The 18460-nt window shown below is 67.8% G+C and carries 17 protein-coding genes and 1 riboswitch; of the genes, 8 read left to right on the top strand and 9 right to left on the bottom strand.

Going from position 1 to position 18460, the window contains the following annotated elements:
- Positions 1-177 precede the first annotated feature (177 nt).
- Positions 178-1845 carry a dihydroxy-acid dehydratase gene (ilvD, locus tag ACWF4Z_RS07740; RefSeq protein ID WP_452242171.1) on the bottom strand — a complete coding sequence of 556 codons (1668 nt, stop codon included), beginning with the start codon at positions 1843-1845 and terminating at the stop codon, positions 178-180.
- Positions 1846-2006: 161 nt separating this feature from the next.
- A riboswitch (ZMP/ZTP riboswitch) is annotated at positions 2007-2087 on the top strand.
- A gap of 22 nt (positions 2088-2109) precedes the next feature.
- Here ilvD and ACWF4Z_RS07735 point away from each other — a divergent pair.
- Positions 2110-3009: a 5-aminoimidazole-4-carboxamide ribonucleotide transformylase gene (locus ACWF4Z_RS07735; protein WP_452242170.1), complete on the top strand. Its 900-nt coding sequence runs from the start codon at positions 2110-2112 to the stop codon at positions 3007-3009.
- Positions 3010-3015: 6 nt separating this feature from the next.
- Here ACWF4Z_RS07735 and ACWF4Z_RS07730 read toward each other — a convergent pair whose 3' ends face one another.
- On the bottom strand, positions 3016-3936 hold the full coding sequence (locus ACWF4Z_RS07730) for a 2-hydroxyacid dehydrogenase (protein WP_452242169.1): 921 nt from the start codon (positions 3934-3936) through the stop codon (positions 3016-3018).
- Positions 3937-4004: 68 nt separating this feature from the next.
- Here ACWF4Z_RS07730 and ACWF4Z_RS07725 point away from each other — a divergent pair, with 68 nt between their 5' ends.
- From ACWF4Z_RS07725 to ACWF4Z_RS07715, 3 genes are all read left to right on the top strand, one after another.
- Positions 4005-5384: an FAD-binding oxidoreductase gene (locus ACWF4Z_RS07725; protein WP_452242168.1), complete on the top strand. Its 1380-nt coding sequence runs from the start codon at positions 4005-4007 to the stop codon at positions 5382-5384.
- Positions 5381-6667, top strand: a complete 1287-nt coding sequence (locus ACWF4Z_RS07720; RefSeq protein WP_452242167.1) for a class I SAM-dependent methyltransferase — start codon at positions 5381-5383, stop codon at positions 6665-6667. The genes ACWF4Z_RS07725 and ACWF4Z_RS07720 overlap by 4 nt, the downstream gene beginning before the upstream one ends.
- Before the next feature lie 74 nt (positions 6668-6741).
- Positions 6742-7419, top strand: coding sequence for an LLM class flavin-dependent oxidoreductase (locus tag ACWF4Z_RS07715; RefSeq protein WP_452242166.1), 678 nt, complete (start codon positions 6742-6744; stop codon positions 7417-7419).
- Positions 7420-7676: 257 nt separating this feature from the next.
- Here the strand turns inward: ACWF4Z_RS07715 and ACWF4Z_RS07710 are convergent, their stop codons facing one another.
- Complete coding sequence (locus ACWF4Z_RS07710; protein WP_452242165.1) at positions 7677-8372, bottom strand: hypothetical protein; 696 nt, start codon at positions 8370-8372, stop codon at positions 7677-7679.
- Positions 8373-8536: 164 nt separating this feature from the next.
- On the opposite strand from ACWF4Z_RS07710, the gene ACWF4Z_RS07705 reads away from it, so the two are divergent.
- Entirely contained in the window at positions 8537-9607 is a 1071-nt protein-coding gene (locus tag ACWF4Z_RS07705) for a PQQ-dependent sugar dehydrogenase (RefSeq protein ID WP_452242330.1), read from the top strand.
- A gap of 78 nt (positions 9608-9685) precedes the next feature.
- Positions 9686-10192: a general stress protein gene (locus ACWF4Z_RS07700; RefSeq protein ID WP_452242164.1), complete on the top strand. Its 507-nt coding sequence runs from the start codon at positions 9686-9688 to the stop codon at positions 10190-10192.
- Positions 10193-10234: 42 nt separating this feature from the next.
- Here the strand turns inward: ACWF4Z_RS07700 and gatB are convergent, their stop codons facing one another.
- Genes gatB through gatC form a run of 3 tightly spaced genes read right to left on the bottom strand, consistent with a single transcriptional unit; the run spans position 10235 to position 13529 of the window.
- Positions 10235-11731, bottom strand: a complete 1497-nt coding sequence (gene gatB, locus ACWF4Z_RS07695; protein WP_452242163.1) for an Asp-tRNA(Asn)/Glu-tRNA(Gln) amidotransferase subunit GatB — start codon at positions 11729-11731, stop codon at positions 10235-10237.
- Positions 11728-13233 (bottom strand): Asp-tRNA(Asn)/Glu-tRNA(Gln) amidotransferase subunit GatA, encoded by a 1506-nt coding sequence (gene gatA / locus ACWF4Z_RS07690; protein WP_452242162.1) that lies wholly within the window; start codon positions 13231-13233, stop codon positions 11728-11730. The genes gatB and gatA overlap by 4 nt, the downstream gene beginning before the upstream one ends.
- Positions 13233-13529 carry an Asp-tRNA(Asn)/Glu-tRNA(Gln) amidotransferase subunit GatC gene (gene gatC / locus ACWF4Z_RS07685; RefSeq protein WP_452242161.1) on the bottom strand — a complete coding sequence of 99 codons (297 nt, stop codon included), beginning with the start codon at positions 13527-13529 and terminating at the stop codon, positions 13233-13235. Before gatC ends, gatA begins: the two co-directional genes overlap by 1 nt.
- 240 nt (positions 13530-13769) lie before the next feature.
- On the opposite strand from gatC, the gene ACWF4Z_RS07680 reads away from it, so the two are divergent.
- Positions 13770-14414, top strand: a complete 645-nt coding sequence (locus tag ACWF4Z_RS07680) for an ACT domain-containing protein (RefSeq protein ID WP_452242160.1) — start codon at positions 13770-13772, stop codon at positions 14412-14414.
- 49 nt (positions 14415-14463) lie between these two features.
- Here the strand turns inward: ACWF4Z_RS07680 and ACWF4Z_RS07675 are convergent, their stop codons facing one another.
- On the bottom strand, positions 14464-14688 hold the full coding sequence (locus ACWF4Z_RS07675) for a hypothetical protein (RefSeq protein WP_452242159.1): 225 nt from the start codon (positions 14686-14688) through the stop codon (positions 14464-14466).
- 33 nt (positions 14689-14721) lie between these two features.
- The gene (locus tag ACWF4Z_RS07670; protein ID WP_452242158.1) at positions 14722-15705 is read right to left on the bottom strand and encodes a hypothetical protein; all 984 of its coding nucleotides are present in this window, start codon (positions 15703-15705) and stop codon (positions 14722-14724) included.
- An 84-nt stretch (positions 15706-15789) separates the two neighbouring features.
- On the opposite strand from ACWF4Z_RS07670, the gene ACWF4Z_RS07665 reads away from it, so the two are divergent.
- Positions 15790-16218, top strand: coding sequence for a hypothetical protein (locus tag ACWF4Z_RS07665; RefSeq protein WP_452242157.1), 429 nt, complete (start codon positions 15790-15792; stop codon positions 16216-16218).
- Positions 16219-16292: 74 nt separating this feature from the next.
- Here the strand turns inward: ACWF4Z_RS07665 and ligA are convergent, their stop codons facing one another.
- On the bottom strand, positions 16293-18386 hold the full coding sequence (gene ligA / locus ACWF4Z_RS07660) for an NAD-dependent DNA ligase LigA (RefSeq protein ID WP_452242156.1): 2094 nt from the start codon (positions 18384-18386) through the stop codon (positions 16293-16295).
- Between the last annotated feature and the right edge of the window lie 74 nt (positions 18387-18460).

Here is an 18460-nt window from a genome sequence, read left to right as displayed (position 1 = left end):
TCGGCCGGTTTGGCTGAAGGGGCGCGCTCGACTCGGAGGTCGCGTCAGTCGGCGCGCCGCACAAGTACGAGGAGAATCGATCGCATGTAGGCATTATTCGCCGATACCCGGCAACCGGGTCAAGCCGGGCAGCCAGTCGTCTCGACAAATGAGACGACTGTCTTATCAACGCGACGGTCAGATGCAGACGGCGCCTTCGGAGGCTGAGCGGACCAGGCGGGTGTACTTGCCGAGGACGCCCTTGGTGATGGCGGGAGCCTTCGGGGTCCAGCCCTCTTGTCTGCTCGCGAGTTCTTCGGGGGTGAGGTGCAGGTCGAGGGTGCGGTTCTTCACGTCGAGGGTGATCCGGTCGCCGTCGCGGACGAACGCGATCGGGCCGCCGTCGACGGCTTCGGGGGCCACGTGGCCGACGCAGAGTCCCGTCGTACCGCCGGAGAAGCGTCCGTCGGTGAGCAGGAGGACGTCCTTGCCGAGGCCGGCGCCCTTGATCGCGCCGGTGACGGCGAGCATCTCGCGCATCCCGGGACCGCCCTTGGGTCCTTCGTACCGGATCACGACGACGTCGCCGGGGTTGAGTTCAGGTACGGCGTCCATCGCGGCGCGCTCGCCGTCGAAGACGCGCGCGGTCCCTTCGAAGACGTCGGAGTCGAAGCCGGCGCTCTTCACGACCGCACCTTCCGGTGCGAGCGAACCGTGCAGGATCGTGATGCCGCCGGTGGGGTGGATCGGCTTGTCGAGCGCGCGAATGATCGCGCCGTCGACGTCCGGCGGCGCGATGTCGGCGAGATTCTCGGCCATGGTCTTGCCGGTGACGGTCAGGCAGTCGCCGTGCAGCAGGCCGGCGTCGAGCAGTGCGCGCATCACGACCGGAATGCCGCCGACCCGATCGACGTCGGTCATCACGTACCGGCCGAACGGCTTGAGGTCGCCCAGATGCGGGACCCGGTCGCCGATCCGGTTGAAGTCGGCGAGAGTGAGGTCGACCTCGGCCTCACGGGCGATCGCGAGCAGATGCAGTACGGCGTTCGTCGAGCCGCCGAGCGCCATCACGACCGCGATCGCGTTCTCGAAGGCTTCCTTGGTGAGGATCTGGCGGGCCGTGATTCCCTGCCGGAGCAGGCCGACGACTGCCTCGCCGGACTTGCGGGCGTAGCCGTCGCGGCGGCGATCCACGGCCGGCGGCGCGGCCGATCCGGGCAGCGACATGCCGAGTGCTTCGGCCGACGCGGCCATCGTGTTCGCGGTGTACATCCCGCCGCAGGCGCCCTCACCCGGGCAGATCGCGCGCTCGACCGCGTCGACCTCCTCGCGGGTGATCAGACCGCGAACGCAGGCGCCGACCGCCTCGAACGCGTCGATGATCGTGACGTCCTTGTCGCCGAGCTTGCCGGGCATGATCGAGCCCGCGTACAGGAACACGCTGGCCAGATCCAGCCGCGCGGCGGCCATCAGCATGCCGGGCAGGGACTTGTCGCAGCCCGCCAGCAGGACCGAGCCATCCAGCCGCTCGGCCTCCATCACGGTCTCGACCGAATCGGCGATGATCTCGCGGCTGACGAGCGAGTAGTGCATGCCGACGTGACCCATCGAGATGCCGTCGGAGACGCTGATCGTGCCGAACTCGAGCGGGTACCCGCCGGCCGCGTGCACGCCGTCCTTGACCGCCTTCGCGAGCCGGTCCAGCGACAGGTTGCACGGGGTGATCTCGTTCCAGCTCGACGCCACCCCGACCTGCGGCTTCACCCAGTCGTCGTCCCCCATCCCCACCGCACGCAGCATCCCCCTGCTCGCCGTGGCTTCCAGCCCATCGGTCACCGTCCGGCTACGAGGCTTCACATCGACCATGCGGATCACTCTAAGCGGCCTCCTGCATGCCGACGGCTCAAACCGTGCAGGTCGACAGGACGTATACCTCCACTGAGGCGCCCGCGGCGGTTGTCTGAGCGTGCGTTGGCCCGGCCGATACGGACACATCCTGTCGATCTGCACATTGCGCTGGCCTAAGCTGAGTGAACCGCGACTGGCGAGGGTGGAGTACCACCGGGGAGCGGGATACCGACAGGGCGTCGTCCGCCTGGGCGCCTCCGATGAGTCACTCGGAGGTTTCTGATGCGCTATGGGATGAATCCACACCAGCCCGCCCGCTTGACGGTTCTCGGGGTGGCGCCGTTCGCGGTGGTTTCGGGGGTGCCGTCGTACGTCAACGTGCTGGATGCGCTGACCGGGTGGCAGTTGGTGCGGGAGGCTGCCGAGGGGTTGGGGTTGCCGGCGGCCGCGTCGTACAAGCACGTGTCGCCGGCTGGGGTGGCTGTTGGGGTGGACGCTTATGTGCGGGCCCGGGATGTCGATCCGAAGTCGTCGTACGGCGATTTCATTGCGGTGTCGGAACCTGTGAGCGCGGAGCTTGCGGGGGTGCTCAAGCGGGTGGTGTCGGACGGGATCATCGCGCCTGGGTACGACGAGGGCGTGGTCTCAGTGTTGGCGGCGAAGAAGCGTGGGACGTTTCTCGTGTTGGAAGGGGACCCGTCGTTCGAGCCGCCTGCCGAAGAAGTGCAGGAGGTCTACGGCGTGCGGCTGACTCAGGCACGGGATGACGTGCCGCTGACACGGGAGCTGCTGGAGCCCGCTGTTCCGGAGGCGGCGGCGCGGGATCTGGTGCTGGGGATGATTGCTGCTCGGTACACGCAGTCGAACTCGGTGGTGATGGTCAAGGACGGCACGGTGATCGGGGTTGGGGCTGGGCAACAGTCGCGGGTGGACTGCACCCGGCTGGCCGGCGAGAAGGCGGCCGCTTGGTGGGCTCGGCGTTCGGATGAGCCGCTCACCGGAGTGTCGATGGTGTCGGACGGCGCGCTCCCCTTCGTCGACAACATCGAGGAAGCGCACCGGTTCGGGGTTGCGCATGTCGCTGAGCCAGGTGGTTCGATCCGCTCAAGTGAGGTTGCGGCTGCCTGCTCGGAGCGTGGGATTACCTGGTCGCCGACCGGCGTGCGGTTGTTTCGACACTGAGGCCGGTCATGGGCCGGCGACGACGTTGATGAGCGGCTGGCCCGCGGCGTACCGCTCGAGTTGGGCACGCACGAGGCGAGCCACCCGAGGCGCAAACGCGGTCGACGCTCCCCCGCGGTGCGGATTGATGATCACGTTGGGCGCCGACCAGAGCGGATGCCCCGACGGAAGTGGCTCGGGGTCCGTCACGTCCAGGGCCGCGCTGATCCGCCGGGTGTTGAGCTCAGCCAAAAGCGCGTCGGTGTCGATCAGCACGCCGCGACCGACGTTCACGAGGAGCGCGCCGTCCTTCAACTGCGCCAGGAACTTGGCGTCCACCATCCCGCGGGTCTCATCGGTCGCGGGAGTCAGCAGTACGACGACGTCCGCGCGCGGCAGCAACTCCGGCAGCTCGGTGATCGGATGTACGCCGTCCCGAGCCCGCCGCGCAACCCGGATCACGTCGCACTCGAACCCGGTGAGCCGTCGCTCCAACGCCTCGCCGATCGACCCGTACCCGAGAATCAGCACGGTCCGATCCGCGAGCGAGTCGTCGAGTTCGTCGTACCCCGGCCAGACGTGCTGCTCCTGGTTCTGGACCGCCCGCGGCAACCGTCGGTACGACGCGAGAATCAACGCAACCGCGAGCTCGGACGTCGAGGCATCGTGCACCCCACGTGCGTTGCACAACGTGACACCGGCGCCCAGGTGCGGCTGGACGTTCTCGAAACCGGCCGTCTGGAGCTGCACCACCTTCAGCGCCGGCATCTCCCGCACCACCTCGGCCACCTTGCTTCCACCCATGTAACTGGGCACGTAGAACTCGACCTCGGCGAGCGACCCCGGCAGCTCGCCACCGTTGTAGAAGTCGACGTCGAACCCCGCCGGCAGTCCGCCGAGAAACGCATCGGGGTCCTCCCACGGCAGCCACGCCTTCACATCAGCCATGGACTGAACTTACCTCCGCGTGATCCAACTCCCATGCCAGATCCCGGGCGTCGTCGTACTCTTGATCGGTGCCTTCGACATCGGATCTGGCGGGGACGCTCGAGCATGACCAGGCCGTAGGGCGGTTGCGCGAGTCGTATCAGCGCATTCCCGCCGGTGATCCGGTCCGGCTGGCCAAGCGCAGTTCGAACCTCTTCCGCCCGCGGACCGAGATCGAGCGGCCCGGCCTGGACGTGTCGAAGCTCACCGGCGTGATCAGCGTCGATCCGGTCGCGCGGACCGCGGATGTCCAAGGCATGTGCACGTACGAGGACCTGGTCGCGGCGACGCTCCCGCACGGGCTGACCCCCATGGTCGTGCCGCAACTGAAGACGATCACGCTCGGCGGCGCGGTGACCGGGCTCGGCATCGAGTCCTCGTCGTTCCGGGCCGGTCTGCCGCACGAGTCCGTGCTGGAGCTCGACATCCTCACCGGCGCCGGTGACCTGGTGACCGCGAGGCCCGAGGGCGACCACGCCGACCTGTTCCGGATGTTCCCGAACTCCTACGGCACGCTCGGCTACGCGACCCGGCTGACGATCGAGCTCGACAAGATCTCGCCGTACGTCGCACTCCGGCACGTCCGCCTCGGCCTCGACGAGCTGGCTCCCGCGATCGAGGAGATCGTTGCCTCCGGCACATATGACGGCTCGCCGGTGCACTTCGTCGATGGGGTCGCGTTCACCCCGTCGGAGGCTTATCTCACCCTCGGCCGCAACAGCGATGCCGCCGTGCGGACCAGCGACTACACGGGCCAGCAGGTCTACTACCGCTCGATCCAGCAGCGGCAGGAGGACTTCCTCACCGCACACGACTACCTCTGGCGCTGGGACACCGACTGGTTCTGGTGCTCCGGTGCGTTCGGCGCGCAGAACCCGGTCGTACGGCGGCTCTGGCCGTCGCGCTACCGCCGCAGCGACGTGTTCCACAAGATCGTCGGTTTCGAGAACCGGCATCAGGTTGCCGCGCGGATCAACCGGCGCCGGGGCCGGCCGGATCGCGAACGGGTCGTCCAGGACGTGGAGATCCCGGTCGACCGGCTGGCCGGGTTCCTGCGCTGGTTCGACGCCGAAGTGGGGATGCGGCCGGTGTGGCTGTGTCCGCTGCGGCTGCGTGGTTCCGAGGCCTGGCCGCTCTATCCGCTCAAGCCCGGCGAGACGTACGTGAACGTCGGCTTCTGGGGGACCGTGGCAATCGCCGACGGCGCCGCCGACGGCGACGTCAACCGCCGGATCGAGGCGGCCGTGACCGAGTTCGGCGGGCACAAATCGCTGTACTCCGACGCGTACTACGACCGTGACACGTTCGACCGACTCTACAACGTCCCGGCCCTGACCGAGGTGAAACAACGCTACGACCCGAACGCCCGGCTTACTGGACTCTACGAGAAGGCGGTGACGCGGCGATGACCACGCTCGCGACCCAGGTTTCGATCGCTGACGCACTCACGACGGTGACGCCGGACGGGCTGCCGTTCCGGTTCACGGCGTACGACGGCAGCGCGACGGGCCCGGAGGACTCGCCGATCCACATGCATCTGGCCACCGAGCGTGGCCTGTCCTACGTACTCACGGCACCCGGTGACCTCGGCCTGGTTCGCGCGTACGTGATGGGCGACCTGGAGATCACCGGCACGCACCCAGGCAACCCGTACGAGCTGATGCGGATGATCCTCAACCAGGTGCACTTCGAGCGCCCGACGCCGACCGAGGCACTTCGGATCGTCCGCGGGCTCGGCTGGAGTCACCTGAAGCCGCCGCCTCCCCCGCCGCAGGAGCACCTGCCGAAGTGGCGTCGTACGTTCGAGGGGTTCCGGCACTCGAAGGCCCGCGACAAGGCCGCGATCCACCACCACTACGACGTGTCGAACACCTTCTACGAGTGGGTCCTCGGGCCGTCGATGACCTACACCTGCGCGGTCTATCCCTCAGTGGATGCAACGCTGGAAGAGGCGCAGCACGAGAAGTACGACCTGGTCGCGCGGAAGCTCGACCTCAAGCCCGGGATGCGTCTCCTCGACGTCGGCTGCGGCTGGGGTGGCATGGTCCGTCACGCGGCCCGCGAGTACGGCGTGACCGCGCTCGGCGTCACCTTGTCCGCGGCGCAGGCCGAGTGGGCTTCTGCGGCGATCAAGCGGGAGGGGCTGGAGGACAAGGCCGAGGTGCGGTTCCTCGACTACCGCGATGTGCCCGAGCGGGACTTCGACGCGATCAGCTCGATCGGCCTGACCGAACACATCGGCGTCCGCAACTACCCGTCGTACTTCGGCTTCCTGCTGGACCGCCTGAAGCCGGGCGGCCGACTGCTGAACCACAGCATCACCCGGCCGGACAACCGCTTCCGGTCCACGGGTGCGTTCATCGACCGCTACATCTTCCCGGACGGTGAACTGATCGGCTCCGGCCGGATCATCGCCGAGGCCCAGGACGCCGGCTTCGAGGTCCGCCACGAGGAGAACCTCCGCGAGCACTACGCCCTCACCCTGGCAGCCTGGTCCGAAAACCTCGTAGCCCACTGGGACGAGGCCCTCGCCGAGGTAGGCCCCGGCACCGCCAAGATCTGGGGCCTCTACCTGGCCGCCTGCCGAGTCGGCTTCGAACGCAACAACACCCAACTCCACCAGGTCCTGGCCGTAAAACTGGACGACGAAGCCAACGCCCACTTCCCCCTCCGCCCCACCTGGCAAAGCTGACATACGCCCCGCGCATGAACTAGTCGCCAGATCGGCATTGGACCGACCCGAGCTCGACGGGTGAAGGTGAAGCGGTGACCGTCGAGTTCGGGGTACTGGTGGACGTCCGGCAGGAAGGCGCCGGCTACTCGGCCGAGCGGATCGACGAGGTCGTACTTGCCGATCGGCTCGGTTTCGACACGGCCTGGCTGTCCGAGCACCACCTGGCCCCGGACGGGATCCTGCCGTCGCCGCTGGTGATGGCAGGGATCCTGGCCGCACGGACCGAGCGAATCCGGATCGGCACCAACGTCGTCGTCCTGCCCCTGCACCACCCACTCCGAGTCGCCGAGGACGCCGCCGTACTAGACCTCGTCTCCGGCGGCCGCTTCGTCCTAGGCGTCGGCCAGGGCTACTCAGAACGAGAGTTCGCCGCCTTCGGCGCCGACCGCCGCCGCCGCGGCGCACTCCTGTCGGACGGCGTCGCGACGATCCGGCAGGCCTGGGCCGGCGAGCTCGGCGTGACCCCACGCCCTCACGGCACCATCCCCATCTACGCAGCCGGCGTAACCGCCGCAGGCCTCCGCCGGGCCGCCAGCATCGGCGACGGCATCATCATCTACTGCGCCACCCCCGCCGACCTCATCGCCCGCCGGACTCTCCTCGACGAGGTAGTCGAAACTCCCCCACCCCTCCTCTGCACCGGCATCATGCACGTAGCCGAAACCCCGACCAAGCCTGGTCCGACGCCGCCCCCGGAATCGCCTACCTAGAAGGCGAAATCGCCTCGTACGGCGCCACCGAACCCCCACCCCTGAACCGCGACGACTACCTGGTAGGCACCCCAGCCGACATCACCGCCCGCCTAATAACCCTCCACAAAGCAACCAACTTCACCCACTTCGCCCACTGGCTCCGCCTACCCACCATGTCCCACAACACCGCCATGCACTCCCTCGAACTACTCGCCACCGAAGTCATTCCGGCCGTACGAGCGGGGTGCGGAGCCACCACTCCGCACCCCAGTCCGTCACGACCCGACTGAGATCCGGACCTCGGTCGGCCCGGCGCTCCGGTTGCCGGCCCGGTCGAACGCCCACGCCTTGATCGTGGTCGGACCCGACGACGTCAGCTTGAGCTTCACCTTGCCGGGGCAGACAGCCACGTGACCGGTTGGCTCGTCGGTGCCGAGGGAGTAGCCGTAGTCGACGACGTCCGTGGAGCCCGCGTTCCCGAACGTCAGCGTGATCTGCTGGCCGACCTTGTACGGGCCTGGGCTGACGGTGAGGTCGGGTGAGTTCGGCCGGACGATGTCGACAGTCAGCTCACACGGGTTGGACCAGGCCGACGTACCGGTGTTGTTCACGACTCGGGCCTGCCATGCATACGTGGTGGCGTCGACCAGGTTCGGCGCGAGCCCCGGCTCATACCACGTGCCAGTCAGCTTCTGAGAGCTCTCGCCGGTGAAGATCTCTGTGCCGTCGGCTGTGTTCGTGACGCGGAACTGCACCGACGCCGAGGTGCCGTCACTGGGTACGAAGGCTTGCAGGCGCGGGTGCAGTCCGTTGACGACGGGCCGAGCCGCTCCGCGGACACACGCGCTGGTGGGATCCAGGGTCTTGAGATTCGCATCGGTGATCGGCGCCGGGGCGGCGTACGCCGTCGTCGGGAGGACGATGGCGGCCACCGCGGCGGTCAATGCCACGGCTAGCAGGCGTGTGCGCATGTGAATTCCTTGCTGAGATAGGCGTCCCCGAGCCTGAGCAGACTACGGTCGGCGATCGGGCGACCTCAATGTCAATAGCTGCAATGCAGGGGCGGGCTGGCGTCGGCGGATAGTTTTGGGGCAGGGCTACTGGAGGAGATGGCGTGCTGGGTCGGGGTGTGGTGATGGTTGCTGCGTTGGCGTTGGTGGCTGGTTGTTCTGAGGACACGCCTACTAGTTCGGGGACTACGTCCGCGCCAAGTACGACGAGCGCGGTTGCGGGGACTGTGAAGGTGGCGGTGGCTTCTACCGTCGCTACGGGGATTGAGGTGCCTTGGGGGTTGGGGTTTTTGCCGGATCAGAGTGCGTTGGTGGCTGAGCGGGATTCGGGGAAGATCAAGCGGATCGTTGATGGCTCGGTGAGTGACGTCGGCGAAGTGGAGGATGTGAATGCGTCGTCCGAGGGTGGGTTGCTCGGGCTGGCGGTGGATCCTGGGTATCCGGGTCGGCCGTACATCTACGTCTACTACTCCGGTAAGGACGACAACCGGATTGCCCGGATCACCTACCAGGACGGCAAGTTGTCGGATCAGCAGGTGATCCTGGAGGGGATTCCGGAGGCGGCGATCCACAACGGTGGGCGGTTGCGGTTCGGGCCGGACGGGTTTCTGTACGCCGGGACCGGCGACGGCGCGGATCAGCCGAACTCGCAGGACGACGGGTCGCTCGGTGGCAAGATCCTGCGCATCACCACAGAGGGCAAGGCGGCGCCTGGGAACCCGGACGGGCGCGTGTGGATCACCAAGGGACACCGCAACGTGCAGGGTCTCGCCTTCGACGGGAGTCAGTTGTACGCGGCGGAGTTCGGCCAGAACACGTGGGACGAGCTCAACGCGATCCAGCCCGGCAACAACTACGGCTGGCCGGCCGCCGAGGGGATCAGCGGGCTCGACGGCATGACCGACCCGATCGCCCAGTGGCCCACGACCGACGCATCGCCGTCGGGCATCGCGTTTACCCAGGGACACATCTTCATGGCGTCACTCAGGGGCCAGCGGCTCTGGGCGATTCCCGTTGCCAACGGCAAGCGAGTCGGCGAGCCACAGGCGTTCTTCACCAACCAGTACGGGCGTTTGCGCACCGTCGAGCTCGCCCCCGACGGCTCCCTGTGGCTGACCACGTCGAACCGGGACGGCCGCGGCGACGCGAAGAAGGGCGACGACCGCATCCTCCGGATCACGGTCAGCCGGCAGTAGACCACTTGCCAACCGTTTCAGCCCTTCGGTCGTCTGGTACTTGTGGAGAGAGTCCCACGACCTCAGGAGGAGATCGGTATGCCAACCGGCCAGGTGCCCGTTCCCAGCAGTGTGATCGCGTCAGTGAGCAGCTTCGACGATGCTCGGGCGACGGTCGGCTATCTGCGAAGTTACGGGATGGATGCGGCGAGCCTGGAGGTGGTCGGCGCCGAGCTCCGGCAGTCCGAGAGACAGCGGGCCGTCCCGGTCGCGCGACTCGCCGGCGTGTCCGCGCTGCAGGGCGCACTCCTCGGCGTTCTCGCCGCGATCTTCGTCACGCTCGTGGCCGAGACGACACTCAACGGTCTGGCCGTCGCCGTCTGGGGCTTCGTGTACGGCGTACTCGTCGGCGCACTGTGGGGATTGTTCCGCGGCCTCGTCCGGAACCGCCCGGATGCCGTCACCACCGAGGTCGTACCGACCCGGTTCGAGGTCCGCTGCCCAGCCGAGGATCTCGCCGTCGCCCAAAGCCTGCTCGCCGACGTCAGCGACGGCGGGGTCGAGCCAGAGCTGGATGAAAAGAACGACGAAAAGCACGCAGCCTGACAGTTCCGGGCCCCAGGTGAAACCACCCTGGGGCCCGGACGGTCAGATACCGAGCTTCGCGTTCAGCAGCTCGCGGACCTTCGCCGCGTCCGCCTGTCCACGCATGTCCTTCATGACGGCGCCGATCAGTGCACCGGCCGCGGCCGGCTTCCCGGAGTTGACCTTCTCGACCACGTCCGGGTTGGCCGCGATGGCCCGGTCGATCGCCTCGATCAGCGCCGAGTCGTCCGAGACCAGGGCAAGGCCGCGGGCCGCGATGATCGCGTCGACGGTCCCTTCGCCCTTGAGCAGACCGTCGAACACCTGCCGCGCGAGCTTGTCGTTCAGCGAACCGTCGTCGACCAGCTTCTGCACCGAGGCAACCTCGGCCGGGCCGACACCGAGCGCGTCGAGGTCCTGACCCGACTCGTTGGCCGCGCGGGCAAGCTCACCCAGCCACCACTTCTTGGCCGCCGCCGGGCTGACCCCGAGCTCGACGGTCGCGATGATCGGCTCGAGGGCGTTGCCGTTGACGACGTCGCGCATCTCGAGATCGGTGAAACCCCACTCCTCCTGCAGCCGGACCCGTCGCAGCGACGGCACCTCGGGCAGCGAAGCGCGGATCTCCTCGACCCACTCGCGCGACGGCGCGATCGGGACGAGGTCGGGCTCCGGGAAGTACCGGTAGTCCTCCGCGTCGGACTTCAACCGGCCGGACGTCGTGATCCCGGTGTCCTCGTGCCAGTGCCGGGTCTCCTGGACGATCTTCCCGCCCGCGGCCAGCACCGCAGCCTGCCGCGTGATCTCGTACGTGACCGCGCGCTCGACCGAACGGAACGAGTTCACGTTCTTCGTCTCGGTCCGCGTGCCCAGAACGCTGGACCCGCGCGGCTTCAGCGACACGTTCGCGTCACACCGCAGCGACCCCTGGTCCATCCGGCCGTCGGAGACGTCGAGCGCGAGCACCAGGTCACGCAGCATGCTCACGTACGCGCGCGCCACCGCGGCGGCCTTGTCCCCCGGCACCTCGATGGTCTTGGTGACGATCTCGATCAGCGGGATGCCGGCCCGGTTGTAGTCGACCAGCGAGTGCGACGCGCCGTGGATCCGGCCGGTCGCGCCACCGACGTGAGTGGACTTGCCGGTGTCCTCCTCCATGTGGGCGCGCTCGATCTCGATCCGGTAGACCTCACCGTCGACGACTACCTCGGTCCACCCGTTGAACGCGATCGGCTCGTCGTACTGGGAGGTCTGGAAGTTCTTCGGCATGTCCGGGTAGAAGTAGTTCTTCCGGGCGAACCGGCACCACTCGGCGATCTCGCAGTTCAGCGCGAGGCCGATCTTGATCGCGGACTCGACGCCGCGCCGGTTCATCACCGGCAGGGCACCGGGCAGACCGAGGCAGACCGGACAGGTCTGCGTGTTCGGCTCCGCGCCGAACTCGGTCTTGCAGCCGCAGAACATCTTCGACCTGGTGTTCAGCTCGACGTGGACCTCGAGGCCCATCACCGGGTCGTACTGCGACAGCGCGTCAGAAATCTCGAGAACGTCTGCGGTCATCGGGTCACCTCCAGCTCCGGAGCCTTGGTCATCAGCACGCCACCCCACTGGTCGGCCAGCGCGGACTCCAGCGCGGCACCGACGGTGTAGCACAGGTCGTCGCGCAGGACCGGCGCCATCACGTGGAAGCCGACCGGCAGCCCGTCCTCGTCGGCCAGGCCGCACGGGAACGACGCCGCGGCGTTGCCGGCCAGGTTGGACGGGATCGTGCAGAGGTCGTTCTTGTACATGGCGATCGGGTCGTTGATCCGGTCGCCGATCGCGAACGCCGTCGTCGGCGTCGCCGGTGAGACGAGCACGTCGACCTGCTCGTAGGCCTTCTCGAAGTCGCGGGCGATCAGCGTCCGCACCTTCTGCGCCTGCCCGTAGTAGGCGTCGTAGTACCCGCTCGACAACGCGTGCGTGCCGAGGATGATGCGGCGCTTCACCTCGGCGCCGAAGCCCGCCTCGCGGGACAGGCTCGTCACCCGCTCGGCGCTGTTCGTGCCGTCGTCACCGACGCGCAGCCCGTACCGCATCGCGTCGAACTTGGCGAGGTTGGACGACGCCTCGCTCGGCAGGATCAGGTAGTACGCCGGCAGCGCGTACTCGAAGTGCGGACACGAGACCTCGACCACCTCGGCGCCGAGCTTGGTGAGCAGCTCGACCGCCTCGTGGAAGCGCGCCTCGACACCCGGCTGGTATCCCTCACCGCCGAGCTCCTTGACCACACCGATCCGCAGACCGGTGACGTCGCCGTTGCGCGCCGCCGCAACCACGGCCGGGACCGGCTGGTTGATCGACGTCGAGTCCATCGGGTCGTACCCGGCGATCACCTCGTGCAGCAACGCCGCATCCAGCGTCGTCCGCGCACACGGCCCAGGCGTGTCCAGCGACGACGCCAGCGCGATCAGCCCGTACCGCGAGGTCCCGCCGTACGTCGGCTTCACACCGACCGTCCCGGTGAACGCACCGGGCTGCCGGATCGAGCCGCCGGTGTCGGTGCCGATGGCAAGCGGCGCCTCGTACGCCGAAATCGCGGCCGAGGACCCACCTCCCGAACCACCGGGGATCCGGCTCAGGTCCCACGGGTTGTGGGTCGTCCCGTACGCCGAGTTCTCCGTGGAGGAGCCCATGGCGAACTCGTCCATGTTGGTCTTGCCGAGGATCACGATGCCGGCCGCCTTGAGCCGCTGCACGACCGTCGAGTCGTACGGCGGCTTCCAGCCCTCGAGGATCTTCGAACCGGCTGTCGTCGGCACACCCTCCTGGGTCAGCACATCCTTCAGCGCGAGCGGGACACCGGCCAGTGGGCCGAGCGTCTCGCCCGCCGCGCGCTGCGCGTCCACGGCAGCGGCCTGCGCCAGCGCGCCCTCGGTGTCGACATGCAGGAACGCGTGCACGTCACCGTCGACGGCGGCGATCCGGTCCAGATGCGCCTGCGTGACCTCGACCGAACTGGCCTGGCCGGACGTCATCAACTCCGCGAGCTCGGCCGCGGTCTTGCGAGTGAGGTCAGACATCAGTCCTCCTCCAGGATCCGCGGCACCCGGAAGCGCTGCTCCTCCACGGCCGGCGCGCCGGAGAGCGCCTGCTCGGGTGTGAGGCACGGAACATTCTCGTCCGGGCGCATCACGTTGGTCAGCGGCAGGGCGTGTGAGGTCGGCGGAATGTCGTCCGCGGCCACCTGGCTGACCTGCCCGACCAGGGTGATGATCTGGTCGAGCTGTGGCGCGAGGTGGTCGAGCTCGGCGTCGCTGAGCTCGATCCGCGCCAGTTGCGCCAGGTGCGCAACCTCTTCGCGGGTAATCGAAGGCATGAACTGTCCAATGCTTGCAAAGTTGCCGATGGAGCCACAGGTTTCTAGTGGCACCCGAGCCATCCTAGTAGGCGGGAATGACAGTCTCGTGTCCTTGTCCCCCGGGCTGTGGACAAGCGGGTCGTGACCGTGGTGAGTTCAGTTGCTGGAAGGGCCGGGCGTGTCTTCGCGTTCCGCTCTGTAACATTGGCGGCGACAGGGCGTTACGCGCATGGTGATCGGCTGGGAGATGATCGTTCGGTGTTCCTGCTGCGATTGATCATCCCGGACCGGCCTGGTTCGCTCGGCACCGTGGCGACCGCCCTCGGTGAGGTGAACGCCGACATCCACGCGATCGAGATCGTCGAGCACCGGCGCGAGAACGGCACCGCCGTCGACGACATCGTGGTCGACCTGCCCCCCGGCGTGCTGCCCGACCGCCTCGTCTCGGCCTGCAACAGCGTCGAGGACGTCGAAGTGATCTGGTTCTCGCGGTACGGCGCCGGCGGCGGACTGCACATGGATCTCGAGGCCGTCGAGCAGATGACCTCGGCCCCGATGGACGCGATCGACATTCTGGTCGAGCAGTCGCCGGCCGTGCTGCACGCCGACTGGGCCGTGTTGCTGGACGGCACCGGTAGCGAGGTCAAGGTCGCGCTGGAGACCAGCGCCACGCCCGAGTTCGGCGAGAAGGCCGCTCAGTGGCTGCCGATGGAGAAGGCGACGACGCTGGAAGCGCCGGATCACAAGGGTTTGTCCGAGTCGGTGCTGGTCGCGGCGCCGCTGGAGTCCGACCGCCGGATCCTGGTCATCGGCCGCCGTGGCGGGCCCGAGTTCCTCGGCTCCGAGGTCGCCCGCCTGAGCTACCTCGCCTCCCTGGCCGTCACCATCCGCGCCAGCGCCTGACGACAGACAGACAAGGACCGCTCCCCGGTAAGCCGGGGAGCGGTCCTTTCTACGTGTACTGGAAGTAGGCGAGGGTCCACAGGCCGGCGATGATCAGCAGCACGACCACGCCGACCAGGATCACGATCAGGATGGCCTGGCTGTTGCTTCCGCCCCGGTCCGGCAGATCGAACTGGGTGGGACCCCAGGCCCCACCACCGTCGACGCGCCGAACAGCCTCCGGGGGTGGCGCGACCACGTCGCGTGAATCCCGCTTCTCCCGGGGGAACTTCATCCAGCCACTCCTCGTGTTTGCCCCAGCGCCAGATCAGACGTAGAACGACTCGTAGGTGATGTTGACCTCCTGCGAGGCGTAGCTGTCCGAGCCGTTGACCGTGATCTCGACCCGCCAACCGGCCACATAAGAAGCGTACGACTTGCCGTCGGAGTGGGCCTTGATGTACGCCTGCAGCGCTCCGACATCCGGGCCCTTCAGGCTCGCGAACACGTCGTTCATGGCGGACGTCAGCGTGTTCTTCACGTCGGACGGATCGCCGGAACCGCTCATGTCGACCACCTTCAGGCCTTCGCCCTGGCTGCCGTACATGTACACGCGCTGCTGGCCGGACCGGCCGACCGTCTTGAGGCAGGACGCCGTACAGACGTACTTCTTCGACTTCAGCACCGTCACCAGCTGGGCCTGCGTCGTCTGGAACGTCTTCTTCGGCAGGTCGTACGAGTCCGCACCGGACTTGCGGCCGGTCAGCTCGACCAGGTCACCGTCGTTGCTCAGCTGGAACTCGCCCCACTCGGTGCCGACCTTCTGGTCCTTCTGGCCGTTGCTGACCGCGTCCTGGACCTTCTTGACCGGGTCACCGCCGATGGTGTCGTTGCCGAGCGCCTGAAGCTGCGCGTCGAAGGTGACCTTGGCGTTGTTGACGTTGTCCTGGTTCTTCGAGATCAGGCGTACGCCGATGATCGTGCCGTCGGGCTGGAACTGGAACACCGCCTCGGCCTCGGTGGCGCCGTCGTACTTGAAGCACCCGCGCTGCGCACCCTGGGTGGTGTTGAACAGATCGCTGCAGCCGTAGCCGATGCCCTGCAGCTTCTCGGTCGCGGTCTTCGCCTGACCGGTCGCGTTGCCGAGCTCGCCGTTGTCCCCGCCACCCTCGCTCGGGTTACCGGACGGCTGCGTGGTGGTCGGGTTGTTGGACTCCGGCTCGTCCTTGCCGCCGAACGCGTGAATACCGAGGAAGACCAGCAGACCGATCAGCACGATGCCGACCACACCGCCACCGATCACCAGCGGCATCTTGTCCTTGCTGATCCCGCCAGGACCCTTGGAACCGCCACCAGGACCGCCCTGCTGCCACCCGGGCTGTCCGCCCTGCTGCTGGTGCTGCTGTTGCCAGCCGCCCTGTGGCTGCCCCTGCTGACCCCACGACTGCTGCTGGTACGGACCGCCTTGCTGCTGCGTGGAGCGCTGACCCCAACCACCCGGCTGCGAGGGCGGTTGACCCTGCGCGGGCTGACCCGCCTGCGGGCGCTGACCCCAACCACCCTGCTGCGGCGGCTGCTGCCCTTGCTGCGGCGGCTGACCCTGCTGCGGTGGCTGTTGAGCCGGTTGCTGAGCCGGTTGTTGGGCCGGTTGTTGGGGCCGTTGACCCCACCCACCCTGGCTCGGAGGCTGCTGCCCCCACCCGCCCTGCTGCGGCGGCTGTTGCGGCTGGCCGCCCTGTCCCCCTTGCTGCCCGCCTGGCTGGCCCCCCGGCTGCCCAGGACCCCACGGTCCCTGCGGCGGCGTCGTCATATTCGCTCCTTTTGACCCACGTCTCGACGTGCAAAGCTAACAGTCCGGCGGCTCAGTCAAGCCGCCGGACTCACCGAGCTACGACGCGCTCAGGCCTGCTCAGGATCCCCGGTCGTCGCCACGTCCGCCGCGGCCTCCGCGCCCTGGTCCAACAGCACCTGGAACCCGGCCGCGTCCAGGATCGGTACGCCGAGCTGCACAGCCTTGTCGTACTTGGATCCCGGTGAGTCACCGACCACCACGAACGACGTCTTCTTCGACACCGAGGACGCGACCTTGCCGCCACGCGACACGATCGCCTCGGTCGCCTCGTCGCGGCTGAATCCTTCGACCGTCCCGGTCACGACGACCGAGAGCCCGGTCAGGGTCTGCTCCACGGTCGGTCCGGTGCGGTCCGCGTGCAGCTCGACGCCGGCGGCCTTCCACTTGTCGACGATCGCCTCGTGCCAGTCGACCTCGAACCACTCGATCACCGCCCACGCGATCGTCGGCCCGACACCCTCGATCTCCGCCAGCTCTTCCTCGCTCGCCGCGCGAACCGCGTCGATGTCCGCGTACACGGCCGCGAGTGCCTGCGCCGCGGTCGGCCCGACGTGCCGGATCGACAGCGCGACCAACCCACGCGACAGCGGCTGCGTCTTGGCCTGCTCGAGGTTCGCGATCAGGCGATGAGCGTTCGCCGACAGCGCTCCGGCCTTGGTCGTGAAGAACGAACTCCGCGCCAGGTCTTCCTCGGTCAGCCCGAACAGATCGCCCTCGTCGGTGATCAGCCCATCGCCGATCAGCGCATCCGCCGCCTTGAACCCCAGCACCTCGATATCGAACGCCGATCGCCCGGCCAGATGGAACAGCCGCTCGCGCAACTGCGCCGGACACGCCTGGGTGTTCGGGCAACGGATGTCGATGTCGCCCTCCTTCATCGGCCGCAGCACCGTGTTGCAGGACGGACAGTTCGTCGGCATCACCCACGGCTTAGCGTCCTTGGGCCGCAGCTCGATCACCGGGCCGAGGATCTCCGGGATGACGTCACCGGCCTTGCGCAGTACGACGGTGTCGCCCGGATACACACCCTTGCGCTCGACCTCGCGCGCGTTGTGCAGGGTCGCGAACTCGACAGTCGACCCGGCGACGCGGACCGGCTCCATCACGCCGTACGGAGTGACTCGACCGGTGCGGCCGACGTTGACCTCGATGCTGAGGAGCTTGGTGGTGACCTCCTCCGGCGGGTACTTGTAGGCGATCGCCCAGCGCGGCGCGCTCGACGTGGACCCCAACGCGCGCTGCAGGTCGACCTCGTCCACCTTCACCACGACACCATCGATCTCGTGGTCGACCGAGTGCCGGTTCTCGCCGTAGTACGCGATGAACTCGTTGACCTGATCAAGCGTCTCGACCTTGCGAGCCCGGTCACTGACCGGCAGACCCCAAGCCTTGAACTGCTCGTACGCCGATGACAGCCGGCTGACGTGATATCCGTCCACCCGGCCCAGACCGTGGACGACGAAGCGCAGCGGGCGGGTCGCGGACACGCGCGGATCCTTCTGCCGCAGCGATCCGGCCGCACTGTTGCGTGGATTCGAGAACGGGTCCTTGCCCGCCTCGACCAGGTGCGCGTTCAGCTCCTCGAAGTCCTCGACCCGGAAGTAGACCTCGCCGCGGACCTCCAGGAACGACGGCAGGTCCTGGCCGGTCAGCTCGTTCGGGATGCTCTTGATCGTGCGGACGTTGAGCGTGACGTCCTCACCGGTCCGGCCGTCGCCGCGGGTGGCACCGCTGACCAGCTTGCCGTCCTCGTACACCAGGTCGAGCGCGAGCCCGTCGACCTTCAGCTCGCAGATGAACCCGCTGTCGTGGATCTGCTGGAGCGTAACCTCGCGCTCCAGACGCTTGGCCCACGCCTCCATCTGCTCGGCGGAGAACGCGTTTCCCAGGCTCTCCATCCGGGTCGGGTGCTGCTTGGGGGTGAACAGCGTGGAGATCGGAACGCCGACCTTCTGCGTCGGTGAGTCCGGCGTCCGCAGCTCGGGGTACTTCTCCTCGATCGCCTGCAGCTCGTGCATCAGCGCGTCGAAGTCCGCGTCCGAGATGGTCGAGGTAGCCAGGTAGTACCGCTCCCGGTGCTCCTCGATCTCCTTGCTCAACGCCGCATGCCGAGCCCGAACTTCCGCAATCTCCTCGCTCATAAGCAGAATCTACAAGGCGCCACGGACATTTCAGGAAGGAAAGATGAGCCGCCTCCGGCGGCGATGTGGGGGCG

It is taken from the genome of Kribbella sp. NPDC055071 (genome assembly GCF_053608045.1).
This window is presented reverse-complemented; position numbering and strand designations above follow the sequence as displayed.

Bases quoted from the DNA above. Each gene is read 5' to 3' on its own strand.
- ACWF4Z_RS07720 (WP_452242167.1), top strand. From the start codon at position 5,381: ATGACCACGCTCGCGACCCAGGTTTCGATCGCTGACGCACTCACGACG.
- ACWF4Z_RS07670 (WP_452242158.1), bottom strand. From the start codon at position 15,705: ATGCCGCTGGTGATCGGTGGCGGTGTGGTCGGCATCGTGCTGATCGGT.
- ACWF4Z_RS07710 (WP_452242165.1), bottom strand. From the start codon at position 8,372: ATGCGCACACGCCTGCTAGCCGTGGCATTGACCGCCGCGGTGGCCGCC.
- gatB (WP_452242163.1), bottom strand. From the start codon at position 11,731: ATGACCGCAGACGTTCTCGAGATTTCTGACGCGCTGTCGCAGTACGAC.
- ilvD (WP_452242171.1), bottom strand. From the start codon at position 1,845: ATGGTCGATGTGAAGCCTCGTAGCCGGACGGTGACCGATGGGCTGGAA.
- ACWF4Z_RS07730 (WP_452242169.1), bottom strand. From the start codon at position 3,936: ATGGCTGATGTGAAGGCGTGGCTGCCGTGGGAGGACCCCGATGCGTTT.
- gatA (WP_452242162.1), bottom strand. From the start codon at position 13,233: ATGTCTGACCTCACTCGCAAGACCGCGGCCGAGCTCGCGGAGTTGATG.
- ACWF4Z_RS07735 (WP_452242170.1), top strand. From the start codon at position 2,110: ATGCGCTATGGGATGAATCCACACCAGCCCGCCCGCTTGACGGTTCTC.
- ligA (WP_452242156.1), bottom strand. From the start codon at position 18,386: ATGAGCGAGGAGATTGCGGAAGTTCGGGCTCGGCATGCGGCGTTGAGC.
- gatC (WP_452242161.1), bottom strand. From the start codon at position 13,529: ATGCCTTCGATTACCCGCGAAGAGGTTGCGCACCTGGCGCAACTGGCG.
- ACWF4Z_RS07675 (WP_452242159.1), bottom strand. From the start codon at position 14,688: ATGAAGTTCCCCCGGGAGAAGCGGGATTCACGCGACGTGGTCGCGCCA.
- ACWF4Z_RS07700 (WP_452242164.1), top strand. From the start codon at position 9,686: ATGCCAACCGGCCAGGTGCCCGTTCCCAGCAGTGTGATCGCGTCAGTG.
- ACWF4Z_RS07705 (WP_452242330.1), top strand. From the start codon at position 8,537: ATGGTTGCTGCGTTGGCGTTGGTGGCTGGTTGTTCTGAGGACACGCCT.